At 67.1% G+C, this 12252-nt stretch carries 17 protein-coding genes; 9 read left to right on the top strand and 8 right to left on the bottom strand.

From position 1 onward, the window contains the following. Positions 1-4: 4 nt before the first annotated feature. Entirely contained in the window at positions 5-958 is a 954-nt protein-coding gene (locus tag J0I47_RS09860; RefSeq protein ID WP_294046827.1) for an alpha/beta hydrolase, read from the bottom strand. A 75-nt stretch (positions 959-1033) separates the two neighbouring features. Between J0I47_RS09860 and J0I47_RS09855 the strand changes: the two genes are divergently transcribed. From J0I47_RS09855 to J0I47_RS09840, 4 genes are all read left to right on the top strand, one after another. Next, positions 1034-1528 (top strand): hypothetical protein, encoded by a 495-nt coding sequence (locus tag J0I47_RS09855; protein WP_294046826.1) that lies wholly within the window; start codon positions 1034-1036, stop codon positions 1526-1528. Beyond that, on the top strand, positions 1528-1983 hold the full coding sequence (locus J0I47_RS09850) for a hypothetical protein (RefSeq protein WP_294046824.1): 456 nt from the start codon (positions 1528-1530) through the stop codon (positions 1981-1983). Before J0I47_RS09855 ends, J0I47_RS09850 begins: the two co-directional genes overlap by 1 nt. 311 nt (positions 1984-2294) lie before the next feature. Beyond that, positions 2295-2774, top strand: coding sequence for a 5-(carboxyamino)imidazole ribonucleotide mutase (gene purE, locus J0I47_RS09845; RefSeq protein WP_294046823.1), 480 nt, complete (start codon positions 2295-2297; stop codon positions 2772-2774). Positions 2775-2859: 85 nt separating this feature from the next. Next, positions 2860-3942: a 5-(carboxyamino)imidazole ribonucleotide synthase gene (locus tag J0I47_RS09840; RefSeq protein ID WP_294046821.1), complete on the top strand. Its 1083-nt coding sequence runs from the start codon at positions 2860-2862 to the stop codon at positions 3940-3942. A 90-nt stretch (positions 3943-4032) separates the two neighbouring features. Here J0I47_RS09840 and J0I47_RS09835 read toward each other — a convergent pair whose 3' ends face one another. Then, on the bottom strand, positions 4033-4239 hold the full coding sequence (locus J0I47_RS09835) for a hypothetical protein (protein ID WP_294046820.1): 207 nt from the start codon (positions 4237-4239) through the stop codon (positions 4033-4035). 185 nt (positions 4240-4424) lie between these two features. Here J0I47_RS09835 and J0I47_RS09830 point away from each other — a divergent pair, with 185 nt between their 5' ends. Beyond that, entirely contained in the window at positions 4425-4604 is a 180-nt protein-coding gene (locus J0I47_RS09830) for a hypothetical protein (protein WP_294046818.1), read from the top strand. Positions 4605-4632: 28 nt separating this feature from the next. Here the strand turns inward: J0I47_RS09830 and J0I47_RS09825 are convergent, their stop codons facing one another. After that, complete coding sequence (locus J0I47_RS09825) at positions 4633-5253, bottom strand: S24 family peptidase (protein WP_294046816.1); 621 nt, start codon at positions 5251-5253, stop codon at positions 4633-4635. A gap of 137 nt (positions 5254-5390) precedes the next feature. On the opposite strand from J0I47_RS09825, the gene J0I47_RS09820 reads away from it, so the two are divergent. Both J0I47_RS09820 and J0I47_RS09815 read left to right on the top strand, forming a co-directional pair. Next, on the top strand, positions 5391-5528 hold the full coding sequence (locus tag J0I47_RS09820; RefSeq protein ID WP_366810008.1) for a hypothetical protein: 138 nt from the start codon (positions 5391-5393) through the stop codon (positions 5526-5528). Beyond that, positions 5525-5812, top strand: coding sequence for a hypothetical protein (locus J0I47_RS09815; RefSeq protein WP_294046813.1), 288 nt, complete (start codon positions 5525-5527; stop codon positions 5810-5812). The genes J0I47_RS09820 and J0I47_RS09815 overlap by 4 nt, the downstream gene beginning before the upstream one ends. A 27-nt stretch (positions 5813-5839) precedes the next feature. On the opposite strand, the gene pyk is transcribed toward J0I47_RS09815, so the two are convergent. Beyond that, positions 5840-7294, bottom strand: a complete 1455-nt coding sequence (gene pyk / locus J0I47_RS09810; RefSeq protein ID WP_294046811.1) for a pyruvate kinase — start codon at positions 7292-7294, stop codon at positions 5840-5842. Between the two features lie 70 nt (positions 7295-7364). Between pyk and J0I47_RS09805 the strand changes: the two genes are divergently transcribed. Both J0I47_RS09805 and J0I47_RS09800 read left to right on the top strand, forming a co-directional pair. Then, complete coding sequence (locus tag J0I47_RS09805) at positions 7365-7655, top strand: DUF1244 domain-containing protein (RefSeq protein WP_294046810.1); 291 nt, start codon at positions 7365-7367, stop codon at positions 7653-7655. Between the two features lie 78 nt (positions 7656-7733). Then, entirely contained in the window at positions 7734-8000 is a 267-nt protein-coding gene (locus tag J0I47_RS09800; protein WP_294046809.1) for a DUF2312 domain-containing protein, read from the top strand. A 168-nt stretch (positions 8001-8168) separates the two neighbouring features. Here J0I47_RS09800 and J0I47_RS09795 read toward each other — a convergent pair whose 3' ends face one another. The 4 genes from J0I47_RS09795 to map form a co-directional block, all read right to left on the bottom strand. Next, a complete protein-coding gene (locus J0I47_RS09795) occupies positions 8169-8984 on the bottom strand; it encodes an SPFH domain-containing protein (RefSeq protein ID WP_294046807.1) in 816 nt (271 codons plus the stop codon). A gap of 222 nt (positions 8985-9206) precedes the next feature. Further along, entirely contained in the window at positions 9207-10619 is a 1413-nt protein-coding gene (gene glnA, locus J0I47_RS09790) for a type I glutamate--ammonia ligase (RefSeq protein WP_294046806.1), read from the bottom strand. A gap of 88 nt (positions 10620-10707) precedes the next feature. Beyond that, complete coding sequence (locus J0I47_RS09785; RefSeq protein WP_294046804.1) at positions 10708-11046, bottom strand: P-II family nitrogen regulator; 339 nt, start codon at positions 11044-11046, stop codon at positions 10708-10710. 332 nt (positions 11047-11378) lie between these two features. Next, entirely contained in the window at positions 11379-12206 is an 828-nt protein-coding gene (map, locus tag J0I47_RS09780) for a type I methionyl aminopeptidase (RefSeq protein ID WP_294046802.1), read from the bottom strand. Between the last annotated feature and the right edge of the window lie 46 nt (positions 12207-12252).

Raw genomic sequence — 12252 nt, 5'->3', positions numbered from 1 at the left:
ACGCTCAGGCGTGTCGCTCGATCAAGGTGGCGGTGGCGTCAGGGTTGTCGGCGACGAGATAGTGCACTGCGTCGGGCACGGTCGCGCGAGTAACGTCGGTGAAGCCGCTGTCCTTCAGCGCGGCGACGATACGATCGGCGAGCGGGGCGAACGGCGAGGCGTCGCCGGTACCGTAGACGATCGGCACCTCGTTGAGCCCGCGTTGTTCGGCGCCGAACGCGACGTTGGCGGGGAAGGCGCGATACATCTCGCACGCCGCGTGGAATTGCGCTGGCGCGGCATAGGCCCGGAGCGCTTCGTCCACGGCATCGGGCGAATGCGCGCCCATGCGCAGGAAATGTCCGAGGAACGCGGCATGCCGCCCGGCGACCAGCTCCTCGGGCAGATCGGGCGTCTGCAGGAATCCAACGTGCCACGCGGCCGGACCGGACACCGCCTCGTCCCAGCCGTCCAGTCCCGGCACCGGCACGTCCAGGATCATCGCCCCGCGCAGGTCGGCGGGATACAGCCGGGCATAGGCATGCGCGACCATCCCGCCGATATCGTGGCCGACGACATACGGCCGGTCGAGCTTGAGCGCGCCGGCGAATTCGTGGACGTCCGCCGCCATCGTCGCGGCGTCGAACTTCGCCGAGCCGGCGGTCGACTGGCCGATCCCGCGCAGATCGACCGCGACGACGGTATAGCGTTTGGCCAGCCGCGCGAGGACCGGGCGCCACTCGCTCCAATCCTGCGGGAAACCGTGGAGCAGAATCAGCGCCGGTCCGCGCCCGGTCCGCGCGAAATGCAGCACGGCGCCATGCACCCGGACGGTTCCGAACGACAGCCCGCGATCGCGCCGGCCGCGCGCCACCCGCGCGCCGATCGTGCGCGCCAGCGCCACGCCGGACCCTGCGACCGCGACCGCCGCCAGCCCCAGCAACGCGCGATTGCGTGTGCGATTGGTTTCGTCCGTCATGGCGTCATCATAGGGGGTGCCCGCTTGCCGCGCCAGCGTCCGGGAACCGCGCGCGACATGCGGTGTTGTCGGGCCATGTTGATCCGCATCATGATCGCCATGTCGCTCGCGGTGCCCGCCATCGCCGCCGCGCAGGACGTGCCGCCTCCGCCGCCGCCCCCGGAGCAGCAATCGTCGAACATGGACAAGGCCGAGCACATCATCTCGCAGCCGGCGCGCGACGTCGGCGTCGCCAAGACGAAGATCCCGCCGGTACTCCAAGTCGCGGCGCAGGGGCCGTATACGCTCGAGGGCATGAGCGATTGCGGCGCGATCGCCGCCAAGCTCGGTGACCTCGACACCGCACTTGGTCCCGATTTCGACGACGGCCCGAAGAAGGGCGACACGCTGGTCGCCGCGGGCGGCAAGGCGGTGGTCAATTCGCTGATCCCGTTCCGCGGCGTGGTGCGCGAGATCAGCGGCGCGGCCGCCGCCGACCGCCGCCTCGCCGCCGCGACCGATGCCGGGATTGCCCAGCGCGGGTTCCTGCGCGGCGTCTATACCACGCGCAACTGCCAGCCGGGACAATGATGATCCGAAGCCTTGCCATTGCCGCCGCTCTGCTTGCCCTGTCGAGTATCGCTTCCGCCCAGCACAAGCGATCGAACATCGACCAGGCCGGACGCATCGTGTCGCAGCCGGTGCGCGACGTCGGGCTCGCCAAGACGAAGGTGCCACCGGTCCTGACTCGCGCGGCGCAGGCGCCCTATGCGACGGCGGGCCTCAGCAAATGTCCCGCGATCCGCGCACAGCTTCGCTCGCTCGATGCCGTGCTCGGCCCCGATCTCGATCGTGGCGGGCCGCGGCCGGAGACGCTGGCGGCGCTCGGCGGGAAAGCGGTGGTCAACTCGCTGATCCCGTTCCGCGGCGTGGTGCGCGAGGTCAGCGGCGCCGCCGCCGCCGACCGGCGCAAGGCGATCGGCATCCAGGCCGGGCTGGCGCGGCGCGGCTTCCTGCGCGGGCTGGCGCTGGCGCGACATTGCTAAGGGTCCAAACTCAATCAGGACAGGGTCATGACGGAGCCGATTTCGGTGTCGGGCAAGGCGCGCGAAGGGAGCGATGCTGAGGCATCTTGACCGCCAAGCAACGCTGCCCGGCGCCGAAATCGGCCCGCCGCCGCAGGCGGTCGCCTGGAGAAGGCCACCGGACGGCGTCGCTTGCTTGCGCGTAGCTCTGCTACGCGACGGCGCTACGCTCCTTGCCGGTGGCCTTCTCCGGGCGATCATGATCCTTGTCCTGCTTGAGTTTGGACCCTAGAGCGGTTGCCCTGACGCGTCACCCCGGCTAGGCGGCGGCGATGCAACCGTTGGTCGGCATCATCATGGGCAGCACGTCCGATTGGGACACGATGCGCCATGCCGCCGACAAGCTCGACGGATTGGGCGTGCCGTACGAAACGAAGGTCGTATCGGCTCACCGTACGCCACAACGCCTCTACGATTATGCGAATAGCGCGGCCGGTCGCGGATTGAAGGTCATCATCGCGGGCGCTGGCGGTGCGGCGCACCTGCCCGGCATGGCGGCGGCGATGACGCATCTGCCGGTGCTCGGCGTGCCGGTCGAGAGTAAGGCGCTGAAGGGCGTCGACAGCCTCTATTCGATCGTCCAGATGCCGGGCGGTATTCCGGTGGGCGCGCTGGCGATCGGCAAGCCCGGCGCGATCAATGCCGGCCTGCTGGCGGCAGCGATACTGGCGACGAGCGACGACGCGCTGGCCGAACGATTGCAAGCGTGGCGCGCGAACCAGACCGATGGCGTCGCGATCGATCCCGAATAGTTCCACATTCCGTTCGCCCTGAGCTTGTCGAAGGGCCGGTCTTCTTTTTACAAGCTCTGTTCGAACCGATTTCGGGAGGTATCGCGTGACAGTCCTGCCCCCCGGCTCCACGATCGGCATCCTCGGCGGCGGCCAGCTCGGCCGGATGCTGGCGTCGGCGGCCGCCGAGCTCGGCTACCACACCCACATCCTCGCGCCCGATGCCGAAAGCGTCGCGGCGCAGACCGCGTCAAGCTTTACCCGCGCCGACTATCACAGCCGCATCGTGCTCGACGAGATGGCGGCGCGTTGCGACGTCGTGACCTACGAGTTCGAGAATATCGCGATCGAGCCGATCGACTATCTGGCGGGCAAGGTGCCGGTCCATCCCGCGCCCGCCGCGCTGGCGATCGCGCAAGACCGTGCCAACGAGAAGGCGTTCGTCGATGCGATCGGCGGCCGGACCGCGCCGTGGCGGCGCGTCGAGACGCTGGAGGAACTGCGCGCGGCGCTCGGCGAGATCGGTGCGCCCGCGATCCTGAAGACGCTGCGGCTCGGCTATGACGGCAAGGGGCAGGTGCGCATCGCCGCGCCCGACGAAGCCGAGGCGGCGTGGAGCGCGATCGGCGGGCGTCCGGCGATCCTGGAAGGATTTGTCGAGTTCAGCCACGAATTCTCGATCATCCTGGCGCGCGGCACCGGCGGTGCGATGGTCAGCTACCCGCCGCCGTGGAACCGGCACGTGGACGGTATCCTCGCGACCTCGACCTTGCCGGCGCCGGCCGAGATCGCCGCGCAATGGGGCGTCGCTGCCGCGCTGACCGGGCGGATCGCCGACACGCTCGATTATGTCGGCGTGCTGGCGTGCGAGTTCTTCGCGACCGCCGCCGGGCCGGTGTTCAACGAAATGGCGCCGCGCGTGCACAATTCGGGGCACTGGACGATCGAAGGCGCGGTGGCATCGCAGTTCGAGAACCACATCCGCGCGATCGCCGGCCTGCCACTCGGCGATACCGCGCTGACCGCGCCGGCGGTCGAGATGGAGAATCTGATCGGCGACGCCGGCGACCGCTGGGTCGAAATCCTCGCCGAGCCCGGCGCCCACCTCCACCTCTACGGCAAGGGCGATGCGCGACCGGGGCGCAAGATGGGCCATGTCACCCGACTGCGGCGCGACCTGCCGGCGTAGTTTGCAGCGGCACCGGCCCACTCCTCCACCTCCCATAGCATATCCTAAACGGGAGGCCGGGTAGGGGAGCGGGCCGGTGCCGCCCTGGCTTCAGTGCACGGTGCCGACCGCGCGGTCGGCGGCCATCACCCCGATCAGTCGTTCGATCTGGCGCCAGCGGCAGAAGTGGATGTGGTTGCCCAGGTTACGGCTCTTGTCGGCGCGCGCCGCGGCTTCGAGCTCGGCATGATCCCCGAACGATGCGATCAGTTCCTCGGCGGCCTGGACGGACATACGGTCGGCGAGGAACAGATGCATGCGATACTCCAGAGACTGGCCGCGTCCGTGCGGTCCACCGCGCCGCTACAAGCATCGTGCCAGCGGCGGGGATCGGCGGAAGGGTGCGGATCGCGGTGGTAAACGCACCATCGGGATCCTGTCTCTATTGTCCCGGTGCGGGACACTGGCGTCCCGATCCGGAACATGCCAGACGCGCTAGCGCCATGGAACGTCCGCCCGCCCCCTCGAATAATCCCCCCGCCGGCGGTTGCCTGGTCGCGATCGGCATCATCGCCGGCGCCGCGTACGGGGTGGTCGCGGGACATGCGACGACGGCGCTGCTAATCGGTACCGGCGTGGGCATCGCGGCCGCGGTCGCGGTGTGGCTGCGGGAACGGCGCTGATCGGCTAATCGACAGTCGCGGCTGACGGTCAGCGCAGCGACCGCGTCAGGCGCACCACGCGGCCGACGATGTCGGCGCGGTCGGCGCGTACCGGTGCGATCGCCGGCGTCACCGGATTGTCGCTGGCGATGTGCAGGTCGAACCCGATCCGCGCGACTCGCTTGACCAGCAACGCGCCGTCGAGCCGCAACACGAACAGCCCGGCGCGCGACGACAGCCGGCGATCGGCGGTATCGACGAACAAGGCATCGCCATCGGCGATGGTCGGCTCCATCGATTCGCCGCGCGCGACGATCATGGTGAGCGCGCCGGGCGTCACGCCGAGCCGCGCCACGACGCGCGGGTCGATCCGCTCCTCACCGACGATGCGATCGTCCTCGACCAGCCGTCCGGGACCGGCCGCCGCCTCGGCATCGATGCGCGGCACCGCGACCATGTCGTCGCGCGGCTCGCCCCCCAATATGCTGTCGTCGACGCCGAAGAATGCCGCAAGCAATCGCCGCGCGTCTTCGTCAAGCCGGCGGGGGGTGCCGCGCTTCACGAACTGCTGAAGATACGCCTCGTTACGCCCGACCATGCGCGACAGCCGCGCGAGGCTGATTCCGCGCGCCTCCGCCAATTGCACCAAAGTCGACCGGACCTCCGCCACGATCGATCCATAGTCGTAGGAAATTTCCTAGACAAGTTGGAAATACGAACAGAACAAGAACATACATCGAGCGAGTCGAAAGGGTGTTGTCGATGCATGTCGGGTGGGAAGTGGAGAAGTTTCTACGGCGATCGGGAATGGCGCCGACCAAGTTCGGGCGGCTGGCGGTCAACGATCCGCGCTTCGTGCTCGATTTGCGGATGGGGCGCGAGCCGCGGGCAGCGACGGCGGCGCGCGTACTGGGGTTCATCCGCGGGCAGGATTCGGTGCGATGAGCGGGCGCGAAGCGGAATGCCTGCGCGCGCTGGTGCGGTCGGCCGCGCCCCTGGCGGTCAGCGCGAGCGCGGTGCGGCGGCGGCGCTGGGCATCGGCGCTGTTCGTCGGCGAGCGGTTGACGGTCGGAGTGGCGGCGGCGGACGATCAGGCGCTCGACGCCTGGCTGGCATCGCTGCCGGAAGCGGATTTACCGATGCGGAGCGGGTTCGTCGCGAGCGCCGAAGTCACCGCGCGCGACGCGGGGCGCGCAACGCTCGACCTGCTGGTAATCGACGGGGACTAGAGGGGCAGGGCGCTTTATGCCCCGGCGTCAGTTGTATCCCTTCAACTCGTCACCGACGATCCGCACGACATGGAGCACGTTGGTCGATCCCGGTGTCTTGAACGGCACGCCGGCCATCACGATCACCCGGTCGCCCGCCGCCGCGAGCTTGTGACGCAGCACCATGCGCTTGGCCTTGGCGACCATGTCCTCGAACGAATCGACGTCGCGGGTGTGGACGGCATAGGCGCCCCACAGCAGGCCGGTTCGCCGCGCCGTCTCCATCTTCGGGGTCAGCACCATCAGCGGCACCGACGGCCGCTCGCGCGCGATGCGCCGCGCGGTCGATCCGCTGCTGGTGAAGCAGACGATCGCGGCGGCGTCGATCGTGCGGGCGATGTTCTTGGCCGCTTCCGACAGCGCATCGGCGGTGGTCGGGTCGGACTGCACCACGGTGAAGTGGATGCGGTCGCCGTGCATCGGGTCGCGCTCCACCGCCTCGCCGATCGCGTTCATCATCGCGACCGATTCGATCGGCCACTTGCCCGCCGCCGACTCCGCCGACAGCATGATCGCGTCGGCGCCGTCATAGATCGCGGTCGCGACGTCGGAGACTTCGGCGCGAGTTGGGGAGGGGCTTTCGATCATCGATTCGAGCATCTGCGTCGCGACGACCACCGGCTTGCCTTGGCGGCGCGCGGTCTCGACGATCCGCTTCTGCAACGGCGGCACCGACTGCGGTGGCAGCTCGACGCCCAGGTCACCGCGCGCGACCATCACGCCGTCGCACGCCTCGACGATTTCCTCCAGTCGGTCGATCGCCGCCGGCTTCTCGATCTTCGCGAGCAATGCCGCCTTGCCGCCGATCAGCTTGCGCGCTTCCCACAGATCGTCGGGCCGCTGGACGAAGCTCAGCGCGATCCAGTCAACGCCCTGCTCGACCGCGAACGACAGGTCGCTACGGTCCTTTTCGGTCAGCGCCGCCATCGGCACGACCACGTCGGGCACGTTGAGGCCCTTGTTGTTCGACAGCGCGCCGCCGACCTCGACGTTGGTGACGATCCGGTCGGGCCCGCATTCGAGCACGCGCAGCACCAGCTTGCCGTCGTCGAGCAGCAACCGCGCGCCGACCTCCATCGCCTCGAAAATCTCGCGATGCGGCAGTTCGACGCGGCTCGCGTCGCCCGGCGCCTTGTCGCGGTCGAGCACGAACATGCTGTCGGTCTCCAGCATAACGCGCCCCTCGGCGAACTTGCCGACGCGCAGCTTGGGCCCTTGCAAGTCGGCGAGGATCGTCGTCGGCCGGCCGTATCTCTTCTCCAGCCCGCGGATCGCCTCGATCACGCTGACCTTCGACGCCTGGTCGCCATGGCTCATGTTGACGCGAAACGCGTCGGCGCCCGCCTCGAACAGCTTGCCGATCATTTCGGGCGTGTTGCTCGCCGGGCCGAGCGTCGCGAGCACGCGGACCTTGCGAGAGCGGGGGGCGGTGGCCTTGGTCATGCGATCCTCTTCGCTTGTCGCGCGCCGGCTGTAGCCCCTATCTGCGCCGGATCAACCTTGGAGCATACGAATGGATAGCCTCGATCGACTCGACGATGCGGTGGCGGCGGCGGCGTTCCGCCGGCTGGTGCGTCACCTGCGCCATCGCAGCGACGCGCAGAACATTGATTTGATGGGACTTGCCGGATTCTGCCGCAACTGCCTGTCCGACTGGGTGGGGGAGGCCGGCGGCCTCGACAAGGCGGCGGCGCGCGAGGTGATCTACGGCATGCCGTACGACGAATGGCGCGCTGCGCATCAAGGGGAAGCGACGCCCGAGCAGTTGCGGCGGATGGAGGAAAGCGTCGCGAAGAACGCGTGACGAATCGGGGCGTGCTGGCTATTGCCCCCGGTTCCATTGCGAGCGCCCGGAGCGCCGCTTTTCATCTAACGGGGATTTATGGTCGAGGAACGTGGTGAGGGCATGGGCGGCGGACGCGTCGCCGCCGAGGAACTGAAGCTGCTGATCGAGCGCGCCGAGCGGCTCGAGGAAGAGAAGAAGGGCATCGCCGACGACATCAAGGACGTGATGGCCGAGGCGAAGAGCCGCGGGTACGACACCAAGGCGATCCGCAAGATCATGTCGATCCGCAAGAAGAAGCGCGAGGAATATCACGAGGAGGAAGCGATCCTCGAAACCTACATGCAGGCGCTGGGCATGCTGTGATCGCTGGCGCGGGGGTCCGCGCCGGCATTGGCCTAAGAACGGCGAGAAGCGATGAAAAAGGGGCGCGGGGTCTGACCGTGCCCCTTTTTGTTTGTCCCGGCGCGATCGCGCGCCGTGGCGGTACTCGCCTACATGACCGCGCTGGAGTCCGGCCGGCGCGCGCAGGGATCAGCCCGCCAGCTTCTTCGCCGCGTCGAGCAATTCGGTCGGGAACATCGCGATGATAGTCGAATTGTGCTCGACGCCGATCTCCGTCAGCGTCTGCAATCGCCGGAGTTCCAGCGCGCCGGGGACGCGGCCGATCTCGGCCGCCGCCTCGGTCAGCTTGCGCGACGCTTCCTGCTCGCCCTCCGCCTTGATGATGCGTGCGCGCTTCTCGCGGATCGCTTCGGCCTCCTTGGCGATCGCGCGCTGCATCTGCGGCGGAATGTCGAGGTCCTTGATCTCGACCGAATCGAACTCGACGCCCCAGCGGTTGCAGCGCGACGTCAGCAGGTCGAGCAGCCGCGCGTTGATGACGGTACGGTCCTTCAGCATCTGGTCGAGGTCCGACTGACCGATCGCGTCGCGCATGGCGGTCTCGGCCGCCTGGACGATCGCCGAAGTCCAGTTGGTCACCGTCGTGACCACCCCCGCCGGATCGAACGCGCGGAACCAGATGACGGCATTCACGCGCACCGCCACGCCGTCGCGCGTTACCGTCTCCTGCGCGTCGAGGGCGTAGGTGATGGTGCGCGTGTCGACCTTCACGACGCGTTCGACGATCGGGATCAGCCAGAACCAGCCCGGTCCTTTGCTCGATTGCAGGCGCCCGAGCCGGAAGACGACGCCGCGCTCATATTCCTGGTTGATGCCGAACGACTTAAGCGCGAGCAGCAGGGCGATGCCGGTCGGCACAGCGAAAAACAGCCATGTCAGGGGAAGCACGTTTGCCTCGAAGATGCCGCGGACAAGCGGCGTGGCGCGGCGGTTGCCGCTAGCCATCGTATACGCCCGTTGCAGGGGCGAAACATTGCTGAATCGATGCAATCGTGGATGCAGATGTTGCACGATGAAAAAAGGGCGCCCGGCGTGATCCGGGCGCCCTTTTTTCCGTGTCGCCGCAGCGAAGCCGCGTCGTCGGTCCTTGCCTTAGCAAGGCCGGCCGTACAGCGCGTCGCGATCGTCGGCTTCGCCTCGATCGCGCAGGGCCGAACGTGGTCGGCTCTACGCGCTGTAGTACATATCGAACTCAACCGGGCTCGGGGTCATCTCGAACCGGGCGACGTCGGCGCGCTTGATCTCGATATAGGCCTCGATCTGATCCTTCGAGAACACGTCGCCCTTCAGCAGGAAGTCGTGATCGGCCTCCAGGCTGTCGAGCGCTTCGCGTAGCGAACCGCACACGGTCGGCACTTCGGCGAGTTCGGCGGGCGGCAGGTCGTAGAGGTTCTTGTCCATCGCCTCGCCCGGGTGGAGCCGGTTCTGGATGCCGTCGAGGCCCGCCATGAACAGCGCCGCGTACGCGAGATACGGGTTCGCCATCGCGTCCGGGAAGCGCACTTCGACGCGCTTCGCCTTGGCGCCGGTGCCGTACGGAATACGGCACGACGCCGAGCGGTTGCGCGACGAATAGGCCAGCAGCACCGGCGCTTCGTAGCCCGGCACCAGCCGCTTGTAGCTGTTGGTGGTCGGGTTGGTGAAGGCGTTGAGCGCCTTGGCATGCTTGATGATGCCGCCGATGAAATAGAGGCACATATCGCTCAACCCGGCATAGCCGTTGCCCGCGAACAGCGGCTCCTTGCCTTTCCAGATCGACAGGTGGGTGTGCATGCCCGAGCCGTTATCTTCCTTGATCGGCTTCGGCATGAAGGTCGCCGACTTGCCATAGGCGTGCGCGACCTGGTGCACGACATACTTGTACACCTGCATGCGGTCGGCGGTCTGGGTCAGCGTGCCGAAGGTCAGGCCGAGCTCGTGCTGTGCGGCGGCGACCTCGTGGTGATGCTTGTCGCAGGGCAGGCCCATTTCGAGCATGGTCGAGACCATCTCGCCGCGAATATCGACCGCCGAGTCGACCGGTGCGACCGGGAAGTAGCCGCCCTTGGCGCGCGGACGATGGCCGAGATTGCCGCCCTCATAATCGCGGCCGCTGTTGGTCGGCAGTTCGATATCGTCGATCTTGTAGAACGACTGCGCATAGCTCGTCTCGAACTGGACGTTGTCGAACATGAAGAACTCGGCCTCGGGACCGACATAGACGGTGTCGCCGATGCCCGTGGTCTTGAGATACGCCTCGGCGCGCTTGGCGGTCGAACGCGGGTCGCGAGCGTAGAGCTCGCCGGTCGACGGCTCGACGATGTCGCACACCAGGATCAGCATCGGCGTCGCCGAGAACGGATCGATGAATGTCGCGTCCAGATCCGGCTTCAGAATCATGTCCGACTCGTTGATCGCCTTCCAGCCCTCGATCGACGACCCGTCGAACATGAAGCCGTCGGTCAGCTCGTCCTCGCCGACCACCGACGACACCATCGTCAGATGCTGCCACTTGCCCTTGGGATCGGTGAAGCGCAGGTCGACCCACTCGATCTCCTCTTCCTTGATCTTGCTCAGGATGTCGTTCGCGGACGTCGCCATGGTGTTTCCTTCTTGTCGTCACCCCGGCGAAAGCCGGGGTCGCTGAGTAATTGAGAGGCCCCGGCCTTCGCCGGGGCGACGGATCGGGTCAGATCGCCGCTTCGTCGCGCTCGCCGGTGCGGATGCGGAGCACGGTCTCGACCGGGATGACGAAGATCTTGCCGTCGCCGATGCGGCCGGTCTGCGCGGCCCCGGCGATCGCCTCGACCACACGGTCGGCGAGGCTGTCCTCGACCACGACTTCCAGCTTCACCTTGGGCAGGAAGTCGACGACATATTCGGCGCCGCGATAGAGTTCGGTATGGCCCTTCTGCCGGCCGAAACCCTTGGCCTCGGTGACGGTGATCCCGCTCACCCCGACCTCGTGCAGCGCTTCCTTCACTTCGTCGAGCTTGAACGGCTTGATGATCGCTTCGATCTTTTTCACAGGTGCCCCTCGCAATTGGCAATTCCGTTTACAGGAAGCGTGCCAATCGGTCGAGCGGAGGAGAAGCCTGCGCCGTGGGTAAAAGTTGTGCTTAGTAATTGGGCAGATGGGGTTGGCGTGCCCAAAGCCAAGGCAATTCGATCGTCATTGCGAGCGTAGCGAAGCAATCTAGCGCCCCGCGCGGAACGCTGGATTGCTTCGCTACGCTTGCAATGACGCAACGACGTCGAAGTCCGCCGCGGCAAAGCCGCGTCGTCGGTCCTTGCCGAAGCAAGGCCGGCCGTGAGCGCCTCAAGCGCGAATTTAGCTTATGCTAAATTCCTTGCCGGCGCTCAGTATGGCGGTTTATCGAACCCAGCCGGGCTCGCCGTGAAGATCTCGCATCCGTCTTCGGTGATGCCGATCGAGTGCTCGAACTGCGCCGACAGCGAGCGGTCGCGGGTGACGGCGGTCCAGCCGTCGTCGAGCAGCTTCACGTCGGGCTTGCCGATATTTATCATCGGCTCGATCGTGAAGATCATGCCGGGCTTCAATTCCGGGCCGGTGCCGGGGCGGCCGACATGGACGACTTCGGGCGCGTCGTGGAACAGGCGGCCGACGCCGTGGCCGCAGAAATCGCGGACGACGCCGAAGCGGTGCGCCTCGGCATGGCGCTGGATCGCATGCGCGACGTCGCCCATCGTGTTGCCCGGCTTGGCCTGCTCGATCCCGAGCATCAGGCATTCGTAGGTCACGTCGACCAGCCGCTTCGCCTTGATCGAGACGGTGTCGCCGACCAGGTACATGCGGCTGGTGTCGCCGTGCCAGCCGTCGAGCAGCGGCGTCACGTCGATGTTGACGATGTCGCCGTCCTTAAGCTGCCGCTCGCCCGGAATGCCGTGACAGACGACGTGGTTGATCGAGATGCAGCTCGAATGCGTGTAGCCGCGATAGCCGAGCGTCGCCGGCGCCGCGCCGCCCGCGACCATGAAATTGCGGATTAGGTCGTCCAATTCGCCCGTCGTCATCCCCGGCACCACATGCGGCACCAGCATGTCGAGCGTCTCGGCGGCCAGGCGCCCGGCCTTGTGCATGCCGTCGAAGGCATCGCGGCTATAGAGCTTGATGGCGCCGTTGCGCTCGAGATGCGCGTCGCTGGTCACGGTCACGTATTCGGTCATGGCGCGCGATATAGCGATGACGGCGCGATTTTGCGAGGCTAAGCGA

It is taken from the genome of Sphingomonas sp., from assembly GCF_017304635.1.
Lineage (GTDB): Bacteria > Pseudomonadota > Alphaproteobacteria > Sphingomonadales > Sphingomonadaceae > Sphingomonas.
The sequence above is the reverse complement of the archived record's forward strand: the minus strand, read 5'-3'. Positions and strand labels throughout refer to the sequence as shown.